The 18,488-nt window shown below is 69.7% G+C and carries 17 protein-coding genes; 15 read left to right on the top strand and 2 right to left on the bottom strand.

Annotation, left to right across the window (positions count from 1 at the left end; translation table 11 throughout):
- The first annotated feature begins 20 nt into the window (after positions 1-20).
- From ACZ52C_RS19415 to ACZ52C_RS19375, 9 genes are all read left to right on the top strand, one after another.
- The gene (locus ACZ52C_RS19415) at positions 21-773 is read left to right on the top strand and encodes a YebC/PmpR family DNA-binding transcriptional regulator (protein ID WP_329901431.1); all 753 of its coding nucleotides are present in this window, start codon (positions 21-23) and stop codon (positions 771-773) included.
- A 118-nt stretch (positions 774-891) separates the two neighbouring features.
- The gene (ruvC, locus tag ACZ52C_RS19410) at positions 892-1,422 is read left to right on the top strand and encodes a crossover junction endodeoxyribonuclease RuvC (RefSeq protein WP_045557220.1); all 531 of its coding nucleotides are present in this window, start codon (positions 892-894) and stop codon (positions 1,420-1,422) included.
- Entirely contained in the window at positions 1,419-2,024 is a 606-nt protein-coding gene (gene ruvA / locus ACZ52C_RS19405) for a Holliday junction branch migration protein RuvA (RefSeq protein WP_469075883.1), read from the top strand. Before ruvC ends, ruvA begins: the two co-directional genes overlap by 4 nt.
- Positions 2,025-2,110: 86 nt before the next feature.
- Positions 2,111-3,181 carry a Holliday junction branch migration DNA helicase RuvB gene (gene ruvB, locus ACZ52C_RS19400; protein WP_469075882.1) on the top strand — a complete coding sequence of 357 codons (1,071 nt, stop codon included), beginning with the start codon at positions 2,111-2,113 and terminating at the stop codon, positions 3,179-3,181.
- 174 nt (positions 3,182-3,355) lie between these two features.
- Positions 3,356-3,850 (top strand): preprotein translocase subunit YajC, encoded by a 495-nt coding sequence (yajC, locus tag ACZ52C_RS19395; protein WP_220649991.1) that lies wholly within the window; start codon positions 3,356-3,358, stop codon positions 3,848-3,850.
- A 132-nt stretch (positions 3,851-3,982) separates the two neighbouring features.
- A complete protein-coding gene (gene secD, locus ACZ52C_RS19390) occupies positions 3,983-5,767 on the top strand; it encodes a protein translocase subunit SecD (protein ID WP_469075881.1) in 1,785 nt (594 codons plus the stop codon).
- Position 5,768: 1 nt separating this feature from the next.
- On the top strand, positions 5,769-6,863 hold the full coding sequence (gene secF / locus ACZ52C_RS19385) for a protein translocase subunit SecF (RefSeq protein WP_469075880.1): 1,095 nt from the start codon (positions 5,769-5,771) through the stop codon (positions 6,861-6,863).
- On the top strand, positions 6,860-7,399 hold the full coding sequence (locus ACZ52C_RS19380; protein ID WP_469075879.1) for an adenine phosphoribosyltransferase: 540 nt from the start codon (positions 6,860-6,862) through the stop codon (positions 7,397-7,399). The genes secF and ACZ52C_RS19380 overlap by 4 nt, the downstream gene beginning before the upstream one ends.
- Before the next feature lie 300 nt (positions 7,400-7,699).
- Entirely contained in the window at positions 7,700-10,261 is a 2,562-nt protein-coding gene (locus tag ACZ52C_RS19375; protein ID WP_469075878.1) for a RelA/SpoT family protein, read from the top strand.
- 75 nt (positions 10,262-10,336) lie between these two features.
- Here the strand turns inward: ACZ52C_RS19375 and ACZ52C_RS19370 are convergent, their stop codons facing one another.
- Both ACZ52C_RS19370 and ACZ52C_RS19365 read right to left on the bottom strand, forming a co-directional pair.
- Positions 10,337-11,566, bottom strand: a complete 1,230-nt coding sequence (locus ACZ52C_RS19370; protein ID WP_469075877.1) for a DUF349 domain-containing protein — start codon at positions 11,564-11,566, stop codon at positions 10,337-10,339.
- Positions 11,567-11,701: 135 nt separating this feature from the next.
- Positions 11,702-12,547, bottom strand: coding sequence for a peptidylprolyl isomerase (locus tag ACZ52C_RS19365; protein ID WP_045557229.1), 846 nt, complete (start codon positions 12,545-12,547; stop codon positions 11,702-11,704).
- Positions 12,548-12,717: 170 nt separating this feature from the next.
- Here ACZ52C_RS19365 and ACZ52C_RS19360 point away from each other — a divergent pair, with 170 nt between their 5' ends.
- From ACZ52C_RS19360 to ACZ52C_RS19335, 6 genes are all read left to right on the top strand, one after another.
- Positions 12,718-13,434, top strand: coding sequence for an MBL fold metallo-hydrolase (locus ACZ52C_RS19360; protein WP_045557230.1), 717 nt, complete (start codon positions 12,718-12,720; stop codon positions 13,432-13,434).
- Between the two features lie 13 nt (positions 13,435-13,447).
- On the top strand, positions 13,448-14,710 hold the full coding sequence (gene hisS / locus ACZ52C_RS19355; protein ID WP_469075876.1) for a histidine--tRNA ligase: 1,263 nt from the start codon (positions 13,448-13,450) through the stop codon (positions 14,708-14,710).
- 147 nt (positions 14,711-14,857) lie between these two features.
- On the top strand, positions 14,858-15,496 hold the full coding sequence (locus ACZ52C_RS19350) for a vitamin K epoxide reductase family protein (RefSeq protein WP_469075875.1): 639 nt from the start codon (positions 14,858-14,860) through the stop codon (positions 15,494-15,496).
- 81 nt (positions 15,497-15,577) lie between these two features.
- Entirely contained in the window at positions 15,578-16,933 is a 1,356-nt protein-coding gene (locus ACZ52C_RS19345) for a replication-associated recombination protein A (protein WP_469075874.1), read from the top strand.
- Between the two features lie 296 nt (positions 16,934-17,229).
- Complete coding sequence (gene rpsD / locus ACZ52C_RS19340) at positions 17,230-17,844, top strand: 30S ribosomal protein S4 (RefSeq protein ID WP_033532580.1); 615 nt, start codon at positions 17,230-17,232, stop codon at positions 17,842-17,844.
- Between the two features lie 194 nt (positions 17,845-18,038).
- Positions 18,039-18,485, top strand: a complete 447-nt coding sequence (locus tag ACZ52C_RS19335; RefSeq protein WP_086800689.1) for a DUF948 domain-containing protein — start codon at positions 18,039-18,041, stop codon at positions 18,483-18,485.
- Positions 18,486-18,488: the final 3 nt, after the last annotated feature.

Here is an 18,488-nt window from a genome sequence, read left to right as displayed (position 1 = left end):
AACGCGAAGGAGACAGGCAGATGTCCGGCCACTCTAAATGGGCTACGACGAAGCACAAGAAGGCCGTGATCGACGCCAAGCGCGGCAAGCTCTTCGCGAAGCTGATCAAGAACATCGAAGTCGCGGCCCGGATGGGCGGCGTCGACATCGAGGGCAACCCGACGCTCTACGACGCCATCCAGAAGGCGAAGAAGCAGTCGGTCCCGAACAAGAACATCGACTCCGCGGTCAAGCGCGGCGGCGGCCTGGAGGCCGGTGGCGCCGACTACGAGACGATCATGTACGAGGGCTACGGTCCGAACGGTGTCGCGGTGCTCATCGAGTGCCTCACCGACAACCGCAACCGCGCCGCCTCCGACGTACGGGTCGCCATGACCCGCAACGGCGGCTCGATGGCCGACCCGGGCTCCGTCTCCTACCTCTTCAACCGCAAGGGCGTCGTCATCGTCCCCAAGGGCGAGCTGTCCGAGGACGACGTCCTGGAGGTCGTGCTCGACGCGGGCGCCGAGGAGGTCAACGACCTGGGCGAGTCCTTCGAGGTGCTCAGCGAGGCCACCGACCTGGTCGCGGTCCGCTCCTCCCTCCAGGAAGCGGGCATCGACTACGACTCCGCCGAGGCCAACTTCGTCCCGACCATGCAGGTCGAGCTGGACGAGGAGGGCGCCCGGAAGATCTTCAAGCTGATCGACGCCCTGGAGGACAGCGACGACGTGCAGAACGTCTTCGCCAACTTCGACGTCAGCGACGACGTGATGGCCAAGGTCGACGCGTAGCGCTGCCGCGAACCGAGCGGATCAGGCGGGCTGGTGGGACACGTCCTACCGGCCCGCCGCTGTTGTCGGTGGCAGCAGATAGCCTGCACAAACAGGCGATCGACTGGGAGGGGGCGCGGTGCGCGTACTCGGGGTGGACCCCGGACTCACGCGGTGTGGCGTGGGCGTTGTCGAGGGAGTCGCGGGCCGGCCGCTCACCATGCTCGGTGTCGGAGTCGTACGGACGCCCGCCGACGCCGAGTTGGGCCTGCGCCTCGTCGCGATCGAGCAGGGCATCGAACAGTGGCTCGACGAGCACCGCCCCGAATTCGTCGCCGTGGAACGGGTGTTCAGCCAGCACAACGTCCGGACGGTCATGGGCACCGCCCAGGCCAGCGCCGTCGCCATGCTGTGCGCCGCCCGCCGCGGCATCCCCGTCGCCCTGCACACCCCCAGCGAGGTCAAGGCCGCCGTCACCGGCAGCGGCCGTGCCGACAAGGCCCAGGTCGGCGCCATGGTCACCCGGCTCCTCCGGCTCGACGCACCCCCGAAACCGGCGGACGCCGCCGACGCCCTCGCCCTCGCCATCTGCCACATCTGGCGGGCCCCCGCCCAGAACCGCCTCCAGCAGGCCGTGGCCCTGCACGCATCGAAAGGCCGTACGTCATGATCGCCTTCGTCAGCGGCCCGGTCGCCGCACTCGCCCCGGACTCCGCGGTGGTCGAGGTGGGCGGGATCGGCATCGCGGTCCAGTGCGCGCCCAACACCCTGTCCGGGCTCCGCATGGGCCAGCCCGCCAAGCTCGCCACCTCGCTGGTCGTCCGCGAGGACTCGCTGACGCTGTACGGCTTCGTGGACGACGACGAGCGCCAGGTCTTCGAACTGCTCCAGACCGCGAGCGGCGTCGGACCGCGTCTGGCCCAGGCGATGCTGGCCGTGCACAGCCCCGACGCCCTGCGCCGAGCGGTCGCCACCGGCGACGAGAAGGCGCTGATCGCCGTCCCCGGCATCGGCAAGAAGGGCGCCCAGAAGCTGCTGCTCGAACTGAAGGACCGCCTCGGCGAGCCCGTTGGCGCCCCCGCGATCGGCGCCCCGGTCACCCAGGGCTGGCGCGACCAGCTGCACGCCGCCCTGATCGGCCTTGGGTACGCCACCCGCGAGGCCGACGAGGCCGTGTCGGCCGTGGCCCCCCAGGCCGAGGCCACCGAAGGCACGCCCCAGGTGGGCCAGTTGCTGAAGGCGGCCCTCCAGACCCTCAACAGAGCCCGCTGACCGCCCTGTCGTAAACCTCGTGCGCCACCCGCACGCTGCCGCACCACCCTTGGCTCCATCCGACCGCGACCCGCGAGGCACACGCAATGAACTGGGACGACACGACCGACGACACGGCCCCCGACCGCCTGGTGGGCTCCGTCGCCGACCGTGAGGACCAGGCCGTCGAGGCCGCCCTGCGCCCCAAGGACCTGGACGAGTTCATCGGCCAGGAGAAGGTCCGTGAACAACTCGACCTGGTCCTGCGGGCGGCACGCGCACGCGGCGCCACCGCCGACCACGTCCTGCTCTCCGGCGCCCCGGGCCTCGGCAAGACCACCCTCTCGATGATCATCGCGGCCGAGATGGGCGCCCCCATCCGTATCACCTCGGGCCCCGCCATCCAGCACGCCGGCGACCTCGCCGCGATCCTCTCCTCCCTCCAGGAGGGCGAGGTCCTCTTCCTCGACGAGATCCACCGCATGTCCCGGCCCGCCGAGGAGATGCTGTACATGGCGATGGAGGACTTCCGCGTCGACGTGATCGTCGGCAAGGGCCCCGGCGCCACCGCGATCCCCCTCGAACTGCCGCCGTTCACCCTGGTCGGCGCCACCACCCGCGCCGGACTGCTGCCGCCCCCGCTGCGCGACCGCTTCGGCTTCACCGCGCACATGGAGTTCTACGAGCCCGCCGAACTGGAGCGCGTCATCCACCGCTCGGCGCACCTGCTCGACGTCGAGATCGACACGGACGGCGCCGCCGAGATCGCGGGCCGCTCCCGCGGCACCCCCCGTATCGCCAACCGCCTGCTGCGCCGCGTCCGGGACTACGCGCAGGTCAAGGCCGACGGCGTCATCACCCGCGACATCGCCTCGGCCGCCCTCGCCGTGTACGAGGTGGACGCCCGCGGCCTCGATCGCCTCGACCGGGGCGTCCTCGAAGCCCTGCTCAAGCTCTTCGGCGGCGGCCCGGTGGGCCTGTCCACCCTCGCCGTCGCCGTGGGGGAGGAGCGCGAGACCGTCGAGGAGGTCGCCGAACCCTTCCTCGTCCGCGAGGGACTCCTCGCCCGCACCCCCCGCGGCCGGGTCGCCACCCCCGCCGCCTGGACCCACCTCGGACTCACCCCGCCACGCGGCACGACCGGCGGAAACGGACAACAGGACCTGTTCGGGGCGTGACCGTCTCGTGACGGCGCGGTACTCGCCCGGCATGGAACCCCGGTGACATGCTGTGCGTTGTTCCATCACGGCGGACTCGCTTAGACTCCGCCGATGCCGCCCTTGTCGGCAGCACACATACCCCCAACCATCAGGCCGCTCGCCATCGCGGTCGTGTGAAGGAAGTTCCGACCCGTGAGTCTCGTGACCCTCCTCCCGTTCATCGTGCTCATCGGGGCCATGATCCTGATGACCCGATCGGCCAAGAAGAAGCAGCAGCAGGCCGTCGACATGCGGAACCAGATGCAGCCCGGTTCCGGCGTCCGCACGATCGGGGGCATGTACGCGACCGTCAAGGAGGTCAGCGAGGACACGGTCCTCCTCGACGCCGGGCCGGGCGTCGAGCTGCTGTTCGCCAAGAACTCCATCGGTGCCGTCCTCAGCGACGAGGAGTACAACCGCATCGTCCACGGCATCGAGCACGACCTGAAGTCCGACGTCGTCCCGGACGACGCCTCCTCCCTCACCGAGACCGACGAGCCCTCCGACGACGCTTCCGCCGCTTCCGACGACAAGCCCATCGACCTCGGCAAGAAGGACGCGTCCGACGACGCGGCCGACGAGACCGCCGAGGCCAAGGCCGACGAAGCAGAGCCGAAGAAGACCGACGGCGAGTCCGACGCGAAGTAGTCACGTCCCGGGAATGCGAGCGAGAACCGCCCGCGCCCCGGGCACGTGCCGTTTTCGCCGGATTCCCGACACAAGTCATGGCCGTCCCCGCGCTGACCCCGCGCACGGCGGCCCGAGAGGGAGTACGAGAAGGTGGCAGCACCGAAGAAGGGCCGGAGCGCGAGCGCCCAGAGCAAGCCTGGGCGCGCGCTGGCCCTCATCCTGATCGCCCTTGTGGCGCTCACCGGGGGAATGTTCGCCTCCGGACACACCACTCCGCGTCTCGGTATCGACCTCGCCGGTGGTACGAGCATCACACTGACGGCGATCAACGAGCCCGGCCAGCCCAACGCGATCAACAAGACCAACATGAACACCGCGGTCGAGATCATGAACCGCCGTGTCAACGGTCTGGGTGTGTCCGAGGCGGAGGTCCAGACCCAGGGCAATGAGAACATCATTGTCAACATCCCCAAGGGCACGGATTCCGAAGAGGCCAGGGACCAGGTCGGCACCACCGCGAAGCTGTACTTCCGTCCCGTCCTCGCGAGCCAGGTCGGCACCGGTGCGACGGAGAACCCCACCGCCTCGCCGAGCGCCAGTGGCAGCGGCTCGCCGAGCCCGTCGAGCTCCGACGGCAAGGACGCGGCCACCGAGCCCGGTGCCGGTGACTCCGCGAGCCCGTCGTCCAGCCCGTCGTCCTCCGCCACGTCGCAGGGCCGCGCGCTCACCGACGCGCTGAAGGCCGACCCCACGCCGTCGGGCAGCGGTTCCGCGTCCGCCAAGGCCTCGGACAGCGCCTCCCCCTCCGCGAGCCCGAGCGCCGACAAGGCGACCCAGGCGCTCCAGGCCAAGTTCACCGCCCTCGACTGCAACGACCCCAAGCAGCGCGCCGAGGCCGGCAAGGGCAAGAACACCGACACCGTCGTGGCCTGCGGCCAGGACAACGGCAGCTGGAGCAAGTTCATCCTCGGCCCGGTCGGGGTCGACGGCACCGAGGTCGAGAAGGCCCAGGCGCTGCTCGACACGCAGAACGGCACCGGCTGGCAGGTCGTCATGGACTTCGACTCCAAGGGCGCCGACAAGTTCGCCGACATCACCGGCCAGCTGGCGACCCAGACGTCCCCGCAGAACGAGTTCGCGATCGTCCTCGACGACGAGGTCGTCTCCCACCCCTACGTGCAGGCGGCGGTCACCGGCGGCAAGGCCGAGATCTCCGGCAGCTTCACGCAGGAGGAGGCCCAGAACCTCGCCAACATGCTGTCGTACGGCGCGCTCCCGCTGACCTTCAAGGAGTCCAGCGTCACCACCGTCAGCCCCGCGCTCGGCGGTGAGCAGCTGCACGCCGGTCTGATCGCCGGTGCGATCGGCCTGGCCCTGGTCGTGATCTACCTGGTCGTCTACTACCGCGGCCTGTCGCTGATCGCCATCGCCTCGCTGCTGGTCTCGGCCGTCCTGACCTACGTGATCATGGCGCTGCTCGGCCCGACCATCAACTTCGCGCTGAACCTCCCGGCGGTCTGCGGCGCGATCGTCGCGATCGGTATCACCGCGGACTCGTTCATCGTGTACTTCGAACGCGTCCGGGACGAGATCCGCGAGGGCCGCACCCTGCGTCCCGCCGTGGAGCGGGCGTGGCCCCGTGCCCGGCGCACCATCCTGGTCTCCGACTTCGTGTCGTTCCTCTCCGCCGCGGTGCTCTTCATCGTGACCGTCGGCAAGGTCCAGGGCTTCGCGTTCACGCTGGGTCTGACGACCGTGCTCGACGTCGTGGTCGTCTTCTTCTTCACGAAGCCGCTGCTGACGCTGCTGGCCCGCACCAAGTTCTTCGGCAACGGCCACAGCTGGTCCGGCCTCGACCCGAAGCGTCTGGGTGCCCGGCCGCCGCTGCGCCGCACCCGCCGTCCCGCCGTCCCCGCCGACCCGAAGGAGGCCTGAGATGTCGAAGCTCGGTGACCTCGGAGCCCGACTCCACCGCGGCGAGGTCGGTTACGACTTCGTCGGCAACCGCAAGATCTGGTACGGCGTCTCGATCCTGATCACCATCACGGCCATCCTCGGCCTGGCGGTGCGCGGGCTGAGCATGGGCATCGAGTTCCAGGGCGGCGCCGTCTTCACCACGGGCAAGACGAGCGTCTCGGTCAGCCAGGCGGAGACCTACGCGGAGAAGGCCTCGGGCCACGACGCGATCGTCCAGGAACTCGGCAACGACAGCCTGCGCATCCAGATCTCCGGCGTGGACACGGCGAAGTCCGACGAGATCAAGCAGGAGCTCGCCAAGGACCTGAAAGTCGACGCCGACTCGATCAACGCGGATCTGGTCGGCCCCAGTTGGGGTGACCAGATCGCCAACAAGGCCTGGCAGGGCCTGGCCATCTTCCTGGTCCTCGTGGTGATCTATCTGGCGATCGCGTTCGAGTGGCGGATGGCCATCGCCGCGTTCGTCGCACTGATCCACGACATCACCATCACGATCGGCATCTACGCCCTCGTCGGCTTCGAGGTGACGCCGGGCACGGTGATCGGTCTGCTGACCATCCTCGGTTACTCGCTCTACGACACGGTCGTCGTCTTCGACAGCCTCAAGGAGCAGACGAAGGACATCACCAAGCAGAACCGCTGGACGTACGCGGAGATCGCCAACCGCTCGATCAACAGCACCCTGGTGCGGTCGATCAACACCACCGTGGTGGCGCTGCTCCCGGTCGCCGGCCTCCTCTTCATCGGCGGCGGTGTCCTCGGTGCCGGCATGCTCAACGACATCTCGCTGTCGCTGTTCGTCGGCCTCGCGGCCGGTGCGTACTCCTCGATCTTCATCGCCACGCCGCTCGTCGCCGACCTCAAGGAGCGCGAGCCGCAGCTGAAGGCCCTCAAGAAGCGCGTCCTCGCCAAGCGGGCCCAGGCCGAGCACGACGCGGAGACGGGGACCGACGGTGCGTACGACGACGAGCCCGCGGACGCCACCCCCGCGGTGGTCGGCCCGCGCGCCCAGTCCGGCAGCCGCAGCCGGGGCCGGGGCGGGAAGCGGCGATGACCGACATCAAGGAGCTGCTGCTCAGCCGCATCCGTGACGTCGCGGACTACCCGGAGCCGGGCGTGATGTTCAAGGACATCACCCCGCTGCTGGCCGACCCGGCGGCGTTCACCGCGCTGACGGACGCGCTGGCCGAGCTGACCGTGCGGCACGGCGCCACCAAGGTCGTCGGCCTGGAGGCCCGGGGCTTCATCCTGGGCGCCCCGGCCGCCGTCCGCGCCGGCGTCGGCTTCGTCCCCGTACGCAAGGCGGGCAAGCTCCCCGGAGCCACGCTCGGCCAGGCCTACGACCTGGAGTACGGCTCCGCCGAGATCGAGGTGCACGCCGAGGACCTGAACGCGGGCGACCGCGTCATGGTCATCGACGACGTCCTCGCCACCGGCGGCACCGCCGAGGCCTCCCTCCAGCTGATCCGCCGCGCGGGCGCCCAGGTCGCCGGCGTGGCGGTCCTGATGGAGCTGTCGTTCCTCCCGGGACGGCAGCGCCTGGAGACCGCGTTGGCGGGGGCCCCGCTGGCGGCCCTGATCACGGTCTGAACCCAGCGGACAACCATGCGGCGGGCGCCCCGGGATTCCTTTCCCGGGGCGCCCGCCGCTTTACGCCACGAGGCCGCGCCCCTGAAGGGGTGCGGGGAACTGCGCGAGCAACCCACACGACCCGCGCCGAACAGACCACCGCACCCCCCGCCGCGGCCCCCGGAATCCGCCGCGCGCCCTCGGTGTTTCCCTGGTAGACCGCCCTCACTGTGGCCTGAAGGCGATCCTGGGGCGCGGGATCGCTACCATGGGTGCTCCGGAGCCTGACCGGGGGACCCGGATCGCGCACGAGGAGCCCTCTTGGCAGACGAGGCCCAGCACCTGACCGCCGCCAAGCCCGAGTCCGCCTCGGGCCCCGCGGCCAAGCCCGCGCAGGACGCGACGAAGGCGAACCCCGACAGCACCGCCGGGTCCGCGCAGGGCTCCGTCGAGCACGCCCAGTCCGCGCCCGCCGACAAGACCGACGGGCCGTCGCGCCCCAAACCGGCCCCGGCCGAGCCCCCCGCACCGGCGCCCGCTCCGGCGTCCCCGGCCCGCCCCGCCACCACGGGTCAGCCCGCCCGCTCCGGGTCCTCCAACCGCGTACGGGCCCGGCTCGCCCGGCTCGGGGTGCAGCGCTCCAACCCGTACAACCCGGTGCTGGAGCCGTTGCTGCGGATCGTGCGCAGCAACGATCCGAAGATCGAGACGTCCACGCTCCGCCAGATCGAGAAGGCCTACCAGGTCGCCGAGCGCTGGCACCGGGGCCAGAAGCGCAAGAGCGGCGACCCGTACATCACGCACCCGCTCGCCGTCACCACCATCCTCGCCGAGCTGGGCATGGATCCGGCCACCTTGATGGCCGGTCTGCTGCACGACACCGTCGAGGACACCGAGTACGGCCTGGACCAGCTCCGCCGCGACTTCGGCGACTCCGTCGCCCTCCTCGTCGACGGCGTCACCAAGCTCGACAAGGTCAAGTTCGGCGAGGCCGCCCAGGCCGAGACCGTGCGCAAGATGGTCGTGGCCATGGCCAAGGACCCCCGCGTCCTGGTCATCAAGCTCGCCGACCGCCTGCACAACATGCGCACCATGCGCTACCTCAAGCGCGAGAAGCAGGAGAAGAAGGCGCGCGAGACCCTCGAGATCTACGCGCCGCTCGCCCACCGCCTGGGCATGAACACCATCAAGTGGGAGCTGGAGGACCTCGCCTTCGCGATCCTCTATCCCAAGATGTACGACGAGATCGTCCGGCTGGTGGCCGAGCGGGCACCCAAGCGCGACGAGTACCTCGCCATAGTGACCGACGAGGTGCAGCAGGATCTGCGCGCGGCCCGTATCAAGGCCACCGTCACCGGCCGCCCGAAGCACTACTACAGCGTCTACCAGAAGATGATCGTCCGCGGCCGTGACTTCGCGGAGATCTACGACCTGGTCGGCATCCGCGTCCTGGTGGACACCGTCCGCGACTGCTACGCGGCCCTGGGCACCGTCCACGCCCGCTGGAACCCGGTTCCGGGGCGGTTCAAGGACTACATCGCGATGCCCAAGTTCAACATGTACCAGTCGCTGCACACGACGGTCATCGGACCCAACGGCAAGCCCGTCGAACTCCAGATCCGGACGTTCGACATGCACCGCCGCGCCGAGTACGGCATCGCCGCGCACTGGAAGTACAAGCAGGAGGCCGTCGCCGGCGCCTCCAAGGTGCGCTCGGACGCACCGCGGACCACCGGCAAGGACGACCACCTCAACGACATGGCGTGGCTGCGCCAGCTGCTGGACTGGCAGAAGGAGACCGAGGACCCCGGAGAGTTCCTGGAGTCCCTGCGCTTCGACCTCTCCCGCAACGAGGTCTTCGTCTTCACCCCGAAGGGCGACGTCATCGCGCTGCCGGCCAGCGCGACCCCCGTCGACTTCGCGTACGCGGTCCACACCGAGGTCGGCCACCGCACCATAGGCGCCCGGGTCAACGGCCGCCTGGTCCCGCTCGAGTCCACCCTCGACAACGGCGATCTGGTGGAGGTCTTCACCTCCAAGGCGGCCGGCGCGGGCCCCTCCCGCGACTGGCTCGGCTTCGTGAAGTCGCCGCGCGCCCGCAACAAGATCCGCGCCTGGTTCTCCAAGGAGCGGCGCGACGAGGCGATCGAGCAGGGCAAGGACGCCATCGTCCGCGCGATGCGCAAGCAGAACCTGCCGATCCAGCGCATCCTCACCGGCGACTCGCTCGTCACGCTGGCGCACGAGATGCGCTACCCGGACATCTCCGCCCTGTACGCGGCCATAGGCGAGGGCCATGTCTCCGCGCAGAGCGTGGTCCAGAAGCTCGTCCAGGCCCTCGGCGGCGAGGAGGCCGCCACCGAGGAGATCGACGAGTCCGTACCGCCCACCCGCGGCCGGAGCCGCAAGCGGCGCGGCAGCAACGACCCCGGTGTCGTGGTCAAGGGCGTCGAGGACGTGTGGGTGAAGCTCGCCCGCTGCTGTACGCCCGTCCCCGGCGACCCCATCATCGGCTTCGTCACCCGGGGCAGTGGCGTATCGGTTCACCGCAACGACTGCGTCAACGTCGAGTCGCTGTCCCGGGAGCCCGAGCGCATCCTCGACGTCGAGTGGGCCCCGACCCAGTCCTCGGTCTTCCTCGTCGCCATACAGGTCGAGGCCCTGGACCGCAGCCGCCTGCTGTCGGACGTCACCCGTGTCCTGTCCGACCAGCACGTCAACATCCTCTCGGCCGCCGTCCAGACCTCCCGCGACCGCGTCGCCACCTCCCGCTTCACCTTCGAGATGGGCGACCCGAAACACCTGGGCCACGTCCTGAAGGCCGTACGCGGGGTCGAGGGCGTCTACGACGTGTACCGCGTGACCTCGGCGCGCAGACCGTAGCCACCACGTACAGCGGAGGGGCGCCCGTACGGTTCGTACGGGCGCCCCTCCGCGTATGTCAGTGCACGGTCGGCGTCAGCCGCCGAACTCCTGCAGCCCCTTCAGCGCCTGGTCCAGCAGCGCCTGGCGGCCGTCCAGCTCGCGCTGGAGCTTGTCGGCCTTGGCGTTGTTGCCCTGGGCGCGGGCGGCCTCGATCTGGGTCTTCAGCTTGTCCACGGCGGCCTGGAGCTGCCCCGTGAGGCCGGCCGCACGGGCGCGGGCCTCCGGGTTGGTGCGGCGCCACTCCGCTTCCTCGGCCTCCTGGATGGCCCGCTCGACCGCGTGCATCCGGCCCTCGACCTTCGGACGGGCGTCACGCGGGACGTGGCCGATGGCCTCCCACCGCTCGTTGACGGAGCGGAACGCGGCACGGGCCGCCTTCAGATCCGTCACCGGCAAGATCTTCTCCGCCTCCCCGGCCAGCTCCTCCTTGAGCTTGAGGTTCTCCGTCTGCTCCGCGTCCCGCTCGGCGAACACCGAACTGCGGGCGGCGAAGAAGACGTCCTGGGCGCCGCGGAAGCGGTTCCACAGGTCGTCCTCGTGCTCGCGCTGGGCGCGGCCGGCGGCCTTCCAGTCGGCCATCAGCTCGCGGTAGCGCGCGGCCGTCGGGCCCCAGTCCGTGGAGTTCGACAGGGCCTCGGCCTCCGCGACCAGCTTCTCCTTGGTCTTGCGGGCGTCCTCGCGCTGCGCGTCGAGCTGCGCGAAGTGGGCCTTGCGACGCTTGGAGAACGCCGAGCGGGCGTGCGAGAAGCGGTGCCAGAGCTCGTCGTCGGACTTCCGGTCCAGCCGCGGCAGCCCCTTCCAGGTGTCCACCAGCGCCCGCAGCCGTTCACCGGCGGACCGCCACTGGTCGGACTGGGCCAGCTCCTCCGCCTCGGCGACCAGCGCCTCCTTGGCGTGCCGCGCCTCGTCGGACTGCTTGGCCCGCTGCTGCTTGCGCTCCTCGCGCCGCGCCTCGACGGTCTCCACGAGCTTGTCCAGCCGGACCTTCAGCGCGTCCAGGTCACCGACCGCGTGGTGTGCGTCCACCTGCTCGCGAATGTGGTCGATCGCGGCCTGGGCGTCCTTCGCCGACAGGTCGGTGGTCCGGACGCGCTTCTCGAGGAGGCCGATCTCGACAACCAGGCCTTCGTACTTGCGCTCGAAGTAGGCCAGTGCCTCCTCGGGGGAGCCGGCCTGCCAGGAACCGACGACCTGCTCGCCGTCGGCCGTACGCACGTACACGGTCCCCGTCTCGTCGACGCGGCCCCACGGGTCGCTGCTCACAGCGCCTCCTCCACATGATGCCTGCAAGGGGCCTCGGTGCCCCCGGGCATCGTCCACAGTTTCGTCACGGCCAACATAGGCGACCGGCGGGTTGCCTGTCCGCATCCCGCGCGACCGAAATTTCGCTGTTGGCGGTCAGGACTTCTTGACAGTGGCCTTGTTGATGACCACGGTCGCGTTGGGTGCCGTGTTGCCGGTCTGGGGGTCCGCGGGCTCGGCACCCGCGTCGGCGATCTTCTTCAGGACCTTCATGCCCGCCTCGGAGACCGTGCCGAACGGTGTGTAGTTGGCCGGCAGCGGACTGTCCTGGAAGACCAGGAAGAACTGGCTGCCGCCGCTGTTCTTGCCCTCGCCCGTCTGTCCGTTGAACTGGTTCGCCATCGCGACCGTGCCCGCCGGGTACACATCGCCCTTCAGACGGGAGTCCTTCAGGTTCTCGTCCGGGATCGTGTAGCCGGGACCGCCCATGCCGGTGCCCTGCGGGTCACCGCACTGGAGGACGTAGATGCCCTCGGTGGTGAGGCGGTGGCACTTCGTGTGGTCCAGGTACCCCTTGTTCACCAGGAAGTTGAACGAGTTCACGGTGTGCGGTGCCTTCGCCGCGTCCATCGCTATGTCGATGGCACCACAGGTCGTCTGCAGATCCATCGTGTACTTCGCGGTCTTGTCGATGGTGATCGCGGGTTCCTTCTTGAAGGTGAGTTCCTTCACCTTGCCCGCGGCCGCCTTCTCACAGGGGTCCGGCGCCTTGCTGGGCGAGGTGCTCGGGCTCGCCTCCGCGCTGACGTTGTCCTTCTTGTCGTCGCCCTTGAGGACGTCGGTCGTGTAGAGCGCCACACTGCCGACCAGGATCACACCGAGCACCGAAGCGATCGCCGCGTTGCGGACTCGTGCCTTGCGTCGCGCGGACGTGCGCCGCTGCTGCTGCCGCAAGAACTTCTCCCGGGCGAGCTGACGCCGCCGCTGATCCTGGCTGACCACGGGGTTCTCTCCTCATGAGTCTCGTACGTCGACGGGTGCGTCGCGCGTCCGTTGAGTGGACTGATTGCGTGTGACCCGTACCGTATATGGGTTCGCTGAGGAAACGGCAGCGCCGGTAGGCTCTGAGCCACAGCAACCCACCACCCTCGTACGCCACAAGAAGGACGATCGTGCTCATTGCCGGGTTCCCCGCCGGGGCCTGGGGGACCAACTGTTATCTGGTCGCCCCCGCCGCCGGTGAGGAGTGCGTGATCATCGACCCGGGCCACCAGGCCACCGAGGGAGTCGAGGAGACGCTGAAGAAGCATCGGCTCAAGCCCGTCGCCGTCGTCCTCACCCACGGCCACATCGACCATGTGGCCTCGGTCGTCCCGGTGTGCGGCGCGCACGACGTTCCGGCGTGGATCCACCCCGAGGACCGGTACATGATGAGCGACCCCGAGAAGGCGCTCGGCCGTTCCATCGGCATGCCGCTCATGGGCGAGCTGACCGTGGGGGAGCCCGGTGACGTCAAGGAGCTGACCGACGGCGCGAAGCTGGAGCTGGCCGGTCTGGAGCTGGCCGTCTCGCACGCGCCCGGCCATACCAAGGGGTCGGTGACCTTCCGGATGCCCGAGAACACGGAGATCCCCTCCGTGTTCTTCTCCGGGGATCTGCTGTTCGCCGGCTCCATCGGACGCACCGACCTGCCCGGCGGCGACATGGCCGAGATGCTCGACTCGCTGGCCCGCGTGTGCCTGCCGCTCGACGACTCGACCGTGGTGCTGTCCGGCCACGGCCCCCAGACGACCATCGGCCAGGAGCGCGCCACCAACCCGTATCTGCGGCAGGTGGCCGCCGGCGGCCAGGGAGCGGGTCCGACGACCCCTCCCCGACGAGGAATGTGACGAGAGACCTTCCGTGAGCACCTTTCAGGCCCCCAAGGGCACGTACGACCTGCTGCCCCCGGACAGCGCCAAGTACCTGGCCGTCCGCGAGGCCATCGCCGCCCCGCTGCGGGACTCCGGCTACGGCTACATCGAGACGCCCGGCTTCGAGAACGTCGAGCTGTTCGCACGTGGTGTGGGTGAGTCCACCGACATCGTGACCAAGGAGATGTACGCCTTCGAGACCAAGGGCGGCACCAGGCTGGCCCTGCGCCCCGAGGGCACCGCCTCCGTCCTGCGCGCCGCACTGGAGGCCAACCTCCACAAGGTCGGCAACCTCCCGGTCAAGCTCTGGTACTCCGGCTCGTACTACCGCTACGAGCGACCCCAGAAGGGCCGCTACCGCCACTTCTCCCAGGTCGGCGCCGAGGCGATCGGTGCCGAGGACCCGGCCCTGGACGCCGAGTTGATCATCCTGGCCGACCAGGCGTACCGCTCGCTGGGCCTCAGGAACTTCCGCATCCTGCTCAACAGCCTCGGCGACAAGGAGTGCCGTCCCGTCTACCGAGCCGCGCTCCAGGAGTTCCTGCGCGGCCTGGACCTCGACGAGGACACGCTGCGCCGCGCGGAGATCAACCCGCTGCGCGTCCTCGACGACAAGCGCGAGTCGGTGCAGAAGCAGCTCGGTGACGCTCCGCTGCTGCGTGACTACCTCTGCGACGCCTGCAAGACGTACCACGAGGAGGTGCGCGCCCTGATCACGGCGGCGGGCGTCTCCTTCGAGGACGACCCGAAGCTGGTGCGCGGCCTGGACTACTACACCCGTACGACCTTCGAGTTCGTCCACGACGGCCTCGGCTCGCAGTCCGCGGTGGGCGGCGGCGGCCGCTACGACGGCCTCTCCGAGATGATCGGCGGACCCGCACTGCCCTCGGTCGGCTGGGCGCTCGGCGTGGACCGCACCGTCCTCGCCCTGGAGGCGGAGGGCGTCGAACTCGAACTCCCCGCCGCCACCAGCGTGTTCGCCGTCCCGCTCGGCGACGAGGCCCGCCGGCTGCTGTTCGCGAAGGTCACCGAACTGCGCAAGGTCGGCATCGCGGCCGACTTCGCCTACGGCGGCAAGGGCCTGAAGGGCGCGATGAAGAACGCCAACCGCAGCGGCGCGCGGTACACGATCGTGGCCGGCGAGCGCGACCTCGCCGAGGGCATCGTCCAGCTCAAGGACATGGAGTCCGGGGAGCAGGTCGCCGTCGGCGTGAACGAGATCGTGGCGGAGCTGGAAGCCCGGCTGGGCTGAGTTCGAACCGTTGTCGCCCTCGTCGCCCGTTACGGGTGGCGGGGGCGACTTTTACGTCCAGTGAACGGTCCGCGCGCGAGGGTGTACGGCACAATGACCGTGCCCCAGCGGCCCCTTCGACGCTACGGAATCGACGGAATCGACGTGATGAGCAAGACGACAGTCAGGGACGTCTCGACCACCGACCGGGAACACGGCGAGGCCCCGCGCACGGTGGGCGGCAGCCGTGCCTTCGCGATCCTGCTGCTGATCACCGGTGCGGCCGGGCTGCTCGCCTCCTGGGTCATCACGCTCGACAAGTTCAAGCTGCTGGAGGACCCGAACTTCACCCCCGGGTGCAGCCTCAACCCGGTCGTCTCCTGCGGCAACATCATGAAGAGCGACCAGGCCTCCGTCTTCGGGTTCCCCAACCCGATGCTCGGCCTCGTCGCCTACGGCATGGTGATCTGCGTCGGCATGAGCCTGCTCGGCCGGGCGAGCTTCCCGCGCTGGTACTGGCTCACCTTCAACGCCGGCACGCTCTTCGGCGTCGGCTTCGTGACCTGGCTCCAGTACCAGTCGCTCTACAACATCAACTCGCTCTGCCTGTGGTGCTGCCTCGCCTGGGTCGCCACCATCCTGATGTTCTGGTACGTCACCTCCTCCAACATCCGCAACGGCCTGCTGCCCGCCCCCGGCTGGCTGAAGGGCTTCTTCGCCGAGTTCACCTGGGTCCTGCCCGTGATGCACATCGGCATCATCGGCATGCTGATCCTGACCCGCTGGTGGGACTTCTGGACCAGCTGACCGGTCCACGGCCGCCCGGCGGTTCCGGCGGTCCCGGCGGTCCCGGACGGACTGTCGGTGGCGTGACATAGGGTTTTCGGTGTGGAGCCCGATCTGTTCACCGCAGCCGCCGAAGAGCGCCAGGAGAAGGACCCGGCCGCCAGCCCCCTGGCCGTACGGATGCGTCCGCGCACCCTGGACGAGGTCGTGGGCCAGCAGCATCTGCTGAAGCCCGGCTCGCCGCTGCGCAGACTGGTCGGCGAGTCCGGCGGCGGCCCCGCCGGACCCTCCTCGGTGATCCTCTGGGGCCCGCCCGGCACCGGCAAGACGACCCTGGCGTACGTCGTCTCCAAGGCCACCAACAAGCGGTTCGTGGAGCTGTCCGCGATCACCGCCGGGGTCAAGGAGGTCCGCGCGGTCATCGAGGGCGCCCGCCGCGCCACCGGCGGCTTCGGCAAGGAGACCGTCCTCTTCCTCGACGAGATCCACCGCTTCAGCAAGGCCCAGCAGGACTCCCTCCTCCCGGCCGTCGAGAACCGCTGGGTCACCCTGATCGCCGCGACCACGGAGAACCCGTACTTCTCGGTGATCTCACCCCTCCTGTCCCGCTCCCTCCTCCTCACCCTCGAACCGCTCACCGACGACGACCTCAGCGGCTTGCTGAAGCGCGCGCTGACCGACGAGCGCGGCCTCAAGGGCGCGGTCACCCTGCCCGAGGACACCGAGGCGCATCTCCTGCGGATCGCCGGCGGCGACGCCCGCCGCGCCCTGACCGCCCTGGAGGCCGCGGCCGGCGCCGCCCTCGACAAGGGGGAGGCGGAGATCGGTCTGCAGACGCTGGAGGAGACCGTCGACCGCGCCGCCGTCAAGTACGACCGCGACGGCGACCAGCACTACGACGTGGCCAGCGCCCTGATCAAGTCCATCCGCGGGTCGGACGTGGACGCCGCGCTGCACTACCTGGCGCGGATGATCGAGGCCGGTGAGGACCCCCGGTTCATCGCCCGCCGCCTGATGATCTCCGCCAGCGAGGACATCGGACTGGCCGATCCGAACGCCCTGCCGATAGCCGTGGCAGCCGCACAGGCCGTCGCCATGATCGGCTTCCCCGAGGCGGCGCTCACCCTCAGCCATGCCACCATCGCCCTCGCCCTGGCGCCCAAGTCGAACGCCGCGACGACGGCCATCGGCGCCGCCATGGAGGACGTGCGCAAGGGACACGCGGGACCCGTGCCGACGCACCTGAGGGACGGGCACTACAAGGGAGCGGCCAAACTCGGTCACGCGCAGGGGTATGTCTACCCGCACGACCTGCCCGAAGGGATCGCGGCCCAGCAGTACGCACCGGAGGAGCTCAAGGACCGGGAGTACTACACCCCCACCCGGCACGGCGCCGAGGCGCGGTACGCCGACGCGGTGGAGTGGACCCGTCAGCACCTCGGTCGTAAGCGGTCCTGAGCAGCCTGTAGACTCAGTCGAAGCGCTGTGTCCCGTGCAGTCAGAACGGGACGGTCAGCCGGAACCCCTCAGGGGGTTCCAGGAGCGTCGCGCACCGTTCGAATGGTGTCGCGGGCAGCCCACCACCATCTGTCGTACGACGGGACCGGTCGGTGGGCCACTCGCGTGCTGCACGTATGTGCCCAGACCAGGGGAGCGGCTGCCCATCGGGTCCCTCGCGGATCCGGCGGGTTTCCCCGGCTGCGGATGCGACCTCCCTCAACCCTGACAAGCCGAACACCCAGAAATGAGAGATCGTGGCGAACCAGTCCCGCCCCAAGGTCAAGAAGTCGCGTGCCCTCGGCATCGCGCTGACCCCGAAGGCCGTCAAGTACTTCGAGGCCCGCCCCTACCCGCCGGGCGAGCACGGCCGCGGCCGCAAGCAGAACTCGGACTACAAGGTCCGTCTGCTCGAGAAGCAGCGTCTGCGCGCGCAGTACGACGTGTCCGAGCGCCAGCTCGTCCGCGCCTACGAGCGTGCCTCCAAGGTCCAGGGCAAGACCGGTGAGGCCCTGATCATCGAGCTCGAGCGCCGTCTCGACGCGCTGGTCCTGCGTTCGGGCATCGCCCGCACGATCTACCAGGCCCGTCAGATGGTCGTTCACGGCCACATCGAGGTCAACGGCCACAAGGTCGACAAGCCGTCCTTCCGCGTCAAGCCGGACGACGTCGTCATGGTCCGTGAGCGTAGCCGTCAGAAGCCGCTGTTCGAGGTCGCTCGCGAGGGTGGCTTCGCCGCCGACGGCGAGACCCCGCGCTACCTCCAGGTGAACCTGAAGGCCCTGGCCTTCCGCCTGGACCGCGACCCGAACCGCAAGGAGATCCCGGTCATCTGCGACGAGCAGCTCGTCGTCGAGTACTACGCCCGTTGATCCTCCTTCGACGGACGTAGGACCACGCACCGAGCGTCAGCCCGTCGTTCCCCCGCCTTCCGAGGCGGGCGGGACGGCGGGCTGACGTCTTGGTGCGGTAGGCATTAATGCGGTACTGAGCGATCGCCGCGGCGCGATAGGCTCGGGACACGACTTTCGACGTTCAGGCATGTTCCAGGGAGCGGGTGCAGACAGTGTCCGGTGGAGAGGTGGCCGGGATCCTGGTGGCCGTCTTCTGGGCGATCCTGGTCTCCTTCCTCGCCGTCGCGCTGGCGAGGCTGGCCCAGACGCTCAAGGCGACCACCAAGCTCGTCGCGGACGTGACCGACCAGGCCGTCCCCCTCCTCGCCGACGCGTCCACCGCGGTCCGCTCCGCGCAGACCCAGATCGAGCGGGTCGACGCCATCGCGTCCGACGTCCAGGAGGTCACGTCGAACGCCTCGGCGCTCTCCACGACCGTCGCGTCCACCTTCGGCGGCCCCCTCGTCAAGGTCGCCGCCTTCGGCTACGGCGTACGCCGGGCCATGGGCGGCCGCCGGGAGGGCGAGCCCGCCAAGGAGCCGCGTCGTACGGTGATCGTGGGGCGTACCGTTCCGGGCACGCGCCGGAGCAGGCGTGACACCCGTGGAAAGAAGGACTGACCG

Source organism: Streptomyces sp. NPDC034049, assembly GCF_055575575.1.
The sequence above is the reverse complement of the archived record's forward strand: the minus strand, read 5'-3'. Positions and strand labels throughout refer to the sequence as shown.

What these genes read in the sequence shown, in the direction of transcription:
- ACZ52C_RS19415 (WP_329901431.1), top strand. Translation starts at nt 21, where the DNA reads ATGTCCGGCCACTCTAAATGGGCTACGACGAAGCACAAGAAGGCCGTG.
- ruvA (WP_469075883.1), top strand. Translation starts at nt 1,419, where the DNA reads ATGATCGCCTTCGTCAGCGGCCCGGTCGCCGCACTCGCCCCGGACTCC.
- ruvB (WP_469075882.1), top strand. Translation starts at nt 2,111, where the DNA reads ATGAACTGGGACGACACGACCGACGACACGGCCCCCGACCGCCTGGTG.
- secF (WP_469075880.1), top strand. Translation starts at nt 5,769, where the DNA reads ATGTCGAAGCTCGGTGACCTCGGAGCCCGACTCCACCGCGGCGAGGTC.
- ACZ52C_RS19380 (WP_469075879.1), top strand. Translation starts at nt 6,860, where the DNA reads ATGACCGACATCAAGGAGCTGCTGCTCAGCCGCATCCGTGACGTCGCG.
- ACZ52C_RS19350 (WP_469075875.1), top strand. Translation starts at nt 14,858, where the DNA reads ATGAGCAAGACGACAGTCAGGGACGTCTCGACCACCGACCGGGAACAC.